Origin of the sequence: Pseudomonas mandelii (assembly GCF_002251635.1) — a bacterium.
Classification (GTDB): Bacteria; Pseudomonadota; Gammaproteobacteria; order Pseudomonadales; family Pseudomonadaceae; genus Aquipseudomonas; species Aquipseudomonas mandelii_B.
The window spans coordinates 1-5,781 of sequence record NZ_NMOJ01000208.1; the positions used below are offsets into that span (position 1 = coordinate 1).

The following is a 5,781-nucleotide window of genomic DNA, read 5'->3' on the forward strand; positions in this document are numbered from 1 at the left end:
AGCTCGCTCCCACAGGGTTTGTGTTGTCGTCAGATCAGGGTCAGACCTTCAACACCAACTTCCCGAAATTCTCGCCGCTGAACAACTTCATCANCGTCTCCGGGAACGTCTCCAGCCCCTCGACAATGTCTTCCTTGCTCTTGAGCTTGCCCTGCGCCATCCAGCCGGCCATTTCCTGGCCGGCCGCNGCNAAGTGCGCGGCGTAGTCCATCACCACGAAGCCTTCCATTCGCGCGCGGTTGACCAGCAACGACAGGTAGTTGGCCGGGCCTTTGACCGCTTCTTTGTTGTTGTACTGGCTGATGGCGCCACAAATCACCACTCGCGCTTTCATGGCCAGGCGGCTGAGCACAGCGTCGAGAATATCGCCGCCGACGTTATCGAAATACACGTCCACGCCTTTGGGGCATTCGCGCTTGAGGGCGGCGGGTACGTCTTCGTTTTTGTAGTCGATGGCTGCGTCGAAGCCCAGTTCATCCACCAGGAACTTGCACTTGTCGGCTCCCCCGGCGATGCCCACCACGCGGCAGCCTTTGATCTTGGCAATCTGCCCGGCAATGCTGCCGACCGCACCGGCGGCGCCGGAAANCACCACGGTGTCACCTTCCTTCGGTGCGCCGACATCGAGCAGTGCGAAGTAGGCGGTCATCCCGGTCATGCCCAGCGCGGACAGGTAACGGGGCAGCGGGGCGAGTTTAGGGTCGACCTTGTAGAAACCCCGTGGCTCGCCAAGGAAATAATCCTGTACGCCCAGCGCGCCATTTACATAATCGCCGACCGCAAACCCAGGATTGTTCGAGGCAACGACTTTGCCTACGCCCAACGCCCGCATTACTTCACCAATGCCTACCGGCGGAATGTACGACTTGCCCTCATTCATCCAGCCACGCATGGCCGGGTCCAGCGACAGGTATTCGTTGTGCACCAGCACTTGCCCGTCTCCAGGCGTGCCGACTGGCACTTCTTGATAGGTAAAGGTCTCGCGGGTCGCCGCGCCCACCGGACGTTTGGCGAGCAGGAACTGGCGATTGGTCTGGGTTGTCATGACAGGCACTCAAGATGAATGAAGCTTTGTTGATAGACCTTCATGATCGATGCCGCAAGTTTGGCTGATGCGGCGAATGCACGTCGATCCAGTGCAGTGATAGTCAGTCCCGCCGTTCTATCACTGCCACTCATGGTCACTCAACCGGGCTTCTGATAGTGCTGCCGTGTCACACGCCCCTGTGGCTAGACTGGGAACACGCGATCCCCCGCATTCTTCTCTTTGAGGGCATAACAATGAGCATGACGTTTTCCGGCCAGGTCGCTGTGGTGACCGGCGCTGCCAACGGTATTGGCCGCGCGACCGCCCAGGCATTCGCCGCTGAAGGGTTGAAAGTGGTGGTGGCCGACATGGACACGGCCGGGGGCGAAGGCACTGTGGCACTGATTCGTACAGCAGGCGGCGAAGCGACCTTCGTGCGTTGCAACGTCACGCTGGAAAGCGATGTAAAAAATCTGATGGACGAGGTGGTGAATACCTACGGCCGTCTGGACTACGCCTTCAACAATGCCGGCATCGAGATCGAGAAAGGCAAACTGGCTGAAGGCACCCTGGACGAGTTCGATGCAATCATGGGCGTCAACGTCAAGGGCGTGTGGTTGTGCATGAAGTATCAGTTACCGCTGTTGCTGGCCCAGGGCGGCGGGGCGATCGTCAACACCGCTTCGGTGGCGGGCCTTGGTGCGGCGCCGAAGATGAGCATTTACGCGGCGTCGAAACACGCGGTGATCGGCTTGACCAAGTCGGCGGCCATCGAATACGCCAAGAAAAAGATTCGCGTGAACGCAGTCTGCCCTGCGGTGATCGACACTGACATGTTCCGTCGTGCCTATGAAGCTGACCCGCGCAAGGCGGAATTTGCCGCCGCCATGCACCCGGTCGGGCGTATTGGCAAAGTTGAGGAAATCGCCAGCGCTGTGCTGTACCTGTGCAGCGACGGCGCGGCGTTTACCACCGGTCACTCGCTGGCAGTGGACGGTGGTGTCACTGCGTTCTGACCCATCAAGACCTGCCTCGTAGGAATAAGCCCGCATACGTGCGGGCTTTTTCATGGTGTCGTGAAGGGCGGCGGCCAATGTGTTTCAAATGGTTAGAACCGAGGGTTTTGGCGGCGTTGTCGCACATCCGATCCAGCAGACCTGTGATTAACTGTTTCCCGCAAATGGACAGGAGTTTGCTTGCTCATGGAATTGAGAATCGATCGACAGGCATTGGTGCCAGTCGTACAGCAAATCGTCGACGCGTTGGCCGTCTGGCTCCGTCAGAGCGAGGCGCAGCCAGGGACGCGTTTACCTTCTGCGCGGCACATCGCGCGGGTCAATCTGCTCAGTCAGTCCAGCGTCGTCGAAGCCTGTGAGCGGCTGGTGACTCAAGGTGTGCTGGCGTCGCGTCATGGCGCCGGTTTCATTGTCGCCACGCCAGCGCTGGTCGCCCAGGGGCAACAGGATTGCCTCTGGTTCGAAGGAGCGGAACTGAAACAGGGAGGCTTCTCGGGCGAACTTAAGCTGGGCTGTGGCGGGTTGCCGGAGAGCTGGCGCGAAACTGACGACCTGAGCTACGCGATTCGTCAGGTCAGCCGTACCGACATGGCCGGATTGTTCAACTACAGCACCTCCCGAGGCCTGCCTGCCTTGCGTCTGCAAATTCTCAAACGCCTTGGACGGCTCGGTATCGAAGTGGACGAAAATCGTATTCTGACCACTGCAGGTGCCAGTCAGGGGCTCGACCTGATCGTGCGCACCCTGCTCAAGCCGGGTGATTGCGTGGTGGTGGAAAGTCCGGGGTATCCACTGTTGTTTGAACTGCTCAGGCTGCACCGCGTGACGATGATCGAGGTGCCGCGTACCCCGCGCGGGCCCGACACGGCGCAACTGGAAGCACTCTTGATAAAGCACCGGCCCCGCGCGCTATTCATCAACAGTTTCTACCACAACCCGACGGGCAGCTGCCTGACGCCTGCGGTGGCGCAGCAGGTTTTACAATTGACCAAGACCCATGGCGTGTTGGTGATTGAAGATGACGTCTATGCGGATTTGCACTACGGCCCTGGCACGCGCCTCGCTGCATTGGGGGGCGATGACAACGTGATCTACATCGGCAGCTACTCGAAAACCCTCAGCAGTTCATTGCGGGTCGGCTTTGTCGTGGCCAGTGAAGGGGTCATATCGCGATTGGCCGAGGTCAAGATGATCAGCAGCATGGGCGCCTCAAGGTTCTGCGAGTCGGTGCTGACTTGCCTGTTGACCAGCGGCGCGTACCGCAAACTGGTGCAGCGTCAGCGCCAGCGTTTGAACACGGACAGAGAGGCGGCCTTGCAAGTGCTCGAAGACGCCGAGTGGGAGGTTTTCGGCAAGCCGGCTGGCGGCCTGTTCATCTGGGCGCGATCGGGGATGTGCGACTACGCTCAGGTGCGCAAGCAGGCCCGGCGTTTCGGTGTGCTGCTGTCTTCTGCTACAGCCTTCAGTCCTGACGGCCAGGCGAATGATTGGCAGCGCATCAACGTTGCTTATGCCTGTGATCCTCGTGCCCGGGCATTTTTTCAGGCAACCGCTGCGAATCGACCTAAAACGTTCTGAAAACGACGTGGGCGTAGCTTTTTGCCATTATTCCGACGCCAGAGACTTGTGCTGGCCCATGCCCATTGCGAATCTGCGTCAACAGACTATGTCAGGGGACTAAGTGCAATGATTTCGGCCGTGCAAGGACGTTTTGCCAACCTCGGTATGGCAAAAAAAATGGGTGTCGGGTTTGTCTTGGTGCTGCTGCTGACGGCCCTGGTGGCAGCCATCGGCGTTTGGTCCCTGCAAACCATCAGTCATCGCTTCGACGGGCTCAAGCAGATGTCGTCGCTCAACAGCGGTTTGCTCAAGGTGCGACTGCTTGAGCAGGAGTACGCCTTGCACGGCAACCCGAAAACCGTCGATGCCCTGCACCAGGGCGTGGATGGCCTGATCGCCTTGGCGACGCAGCTCAAGGCTGCGTCACCGGCCAACGTGCCAGTGATGAATGACGTCGAGCAATCCCTGGGGGCTTATCGCAAGGCGTTCGACGAGTTCGTCTCATTAAGTCAGGCCAAGGACCTGGCCCTGGAGATGGCCAGTTGGTCGGTCTCCAGCGTGGCCAATAACCTGGACGTCCTGCAAGCAGGGCTTGCCGACGATGGCGCCTATACCTTGAAGGAGTCCGAAGGCAAGGACGGAGGGCAGTTCATCGAGCAAGCCAATCAGGTCAGCCAGGTGTCGCGGTTGATGCTGCAAGCCATGAATGAAGCGCGGGTGCGCCTGGATCAGAGCCGCAAGGCGGATGCCGACAAAGGCCAGGGCAAGATCGAGCAGGCCGATCAGGCGCAGGTTCAGGCCGAGCAGTTGAAAACCACAGTCAAGGATGAGGGCTATCAGACTGTCCTCAATGAAGTGGCGGGTCACATCACCAGTTTCAGCGAGAAACTGACCGAGTACACCGATCTCCTGGCCCAGGAAAAAACCGTCTATGAGCAACTGCACCAGCGTGCTGCCCAAGTGGTGGAACGGGTCGATCAGGCGTATGTCGCCGAGGACCAGTCGATGCAGGCCGAATTGAAGAAGAACTCGATGCTGATCATCGGCTCTTCGGCTCTGGCGTTGCTGGTCGGGTTGATCGCGGCGTGGGTCATAACCCGATTGATCGTGGCGCCGCTGCGCAGTGTGATTCGTGTCGCACAACAGATCGCCGCGGGTGATTTGAGTGCGACGGTTGAAGTGACGCGCCGTGACGAGATCGGCCAGTTGATGCAGGCCATGCAACAGATGGGTGCGGGGCTGAGCACCATCGTCAGCGGTTTGCAGGCGGGGATTGAGCAATTGGCCAGCTCGGCGCANTCGTTGTCCNGCGTCACCGAGCAAACCAATGTTGAAGTCAGCAGCCAGAAGGAAGAGACCGAGCAAGTCGCCACGGCGATGAANCAGATGACGGCGACGGTGCACGATGTGGCGCGTAACGCGGAGGAAGCCGCTCAGGCTGCGCAAACGGCGGACGGTAAGGTGGAAAGTGGCCAGCAGGTAGTGCGTCAGAGCATGGCGCGGATCGAACAGCTGGCGGACTCGGCGACGTCGGCCAGTTCGAGCATCGAAAGCCTGAGTGCGGAAATCCAGAACATCGGCACGGTACTCAGTGTGATCAAGAGTGTCGCCGAGCAAACCAACCTGTTGGCGCTCAATGCGGCGATCGAGGCGGCACGGGCCGGCGAGCAGGGCAGGGGATTCGCGGTCGTGGCGGATGAGGTTCGGGCGTTGGCCAAGCGCACACAGCAATCGACCGAGGAAATTGAGCGTCTGGTGAGCGCCTTGCGTTCGGCGGCGCAGTCGTCGGTGCAGCAGATTCAGAACAGTGGTGAGCTGGTGAAGCTGGCGGTAAGTGACGCGTTGCAGACCGAGAGTGCGTTGGGCAGCATCGCCGCCGCAGTGTCATTGATCCAACAGATGAACCAGCAGATTGCGGCGGCGGCCGAAGAACAAAGCTCGGTGGCTGAGGAGATTAATCGCAGTGTGACGAGTATTCGTGCGAGTGCGGATCAGTCTTCGTTGGCGATGCGTGGGAATGCGGCGTCGAGCATTGAGCTGGCGCAGTTGGGGGTTGAGTTGAAGGGGATGGTCGGGCACTTCAGGCTCTGATCTGTCTCCCTGCGTATGTGCACAGATCTAATGTGGGGGTGAGCCTGCTCGCGATGGCGGCCTGATAGCCGACCTATCTCTTTCATG

The 5,781-nt window shown here is 59.6% G+C and carries 4 protein-coding genes and 1 pseudogene; 4 read left to right on the forward strand and 1 reads right to left on the reverse strand.

Annotated features, from left to right (window positions below):
* Positions 1-40 precede the first annotated feature (40 nt).
* Entirely contained in the window at positions 41-1,045 is a 1,005-nt protein-coding gene (locus B7L09_RS25625) for an NADP-dependent oxidoreductase (RefSeq protein WP_094471184.1), read from the reverse strand.
* 236 nt (positions 1,046-1,281) lie between these two features.
* On the opposite strand from B7L09_RS25625, the gene B7L09_RS25630 reads away from it, so the two are divergent.
* From B7L09_RS25630 to B7L09_RS32945, 4 genes and pseudogenes are all read left to right on the forward strand, one after another.
* On the forward strand, positions 1,282-2,043 hold the full coding sequence (locus B7L09_RS25630; RefSeq protein ID WP_094471185.1) for an SDR family oxidoreductase: 762 nt from the start codon (positions 1,282-1,284) through the stop codon (positions 2,041-2,043).
* Between the two features lie 186 nt (positions 2,044-2,229).
* Positions 2,230-3,621, forward strand: coding sequence for an aminotransferase-like domain-containing protein (locus tag B7L09_RS25635; RefSeq protein WP_094471186.1), 1,392 nt, complete (start codon positions 2,230-2,232; stop codon positions 3,619-3,621).
* Positions 3,622-3,780: 159 nt separating this feature from the next.
* Positions 3,781-4,833, forward strand: a pseudogene (locus B7L09_RS32940) (HAMP domain-containing protein); the annotation flags it as partial.
* On the forward strand, positions 4,831-5,694 hold the full coding sequence (locus B7L09_RS32945) for a methyl-accepting chemotaxis protein (protein WP_438269351.1): 864 nt from the start codon (positions 4,831-4,833) through the stop codon (positions 5,692-5,694). The pseudogene B7L09_RS32940 and the gene B7L09_RS32945, both read left to right, overlap by 3 nt.
* Positions 5,695-5,781 lie beyond the last annotated feature (87 nt).

What these genes read in the sequence shown, in the direction of transcription:
- B7L09_RS25635 (WP_094471186.1), top strand. Translation starts at nt 2,230, where the DNA reads ATGGAATTGAGAATCGATCGACAGGCATTGGTGCCAGTCGTACAGCAA.
- B7L09_RS25630 (WP_094471185.1), top strand. Translation starts at nt 1,282, where the DNA reads ATGAGCATGACGTTTTCCGGCCAGGTCGCTGTGGTGACCGGCGCTGCC.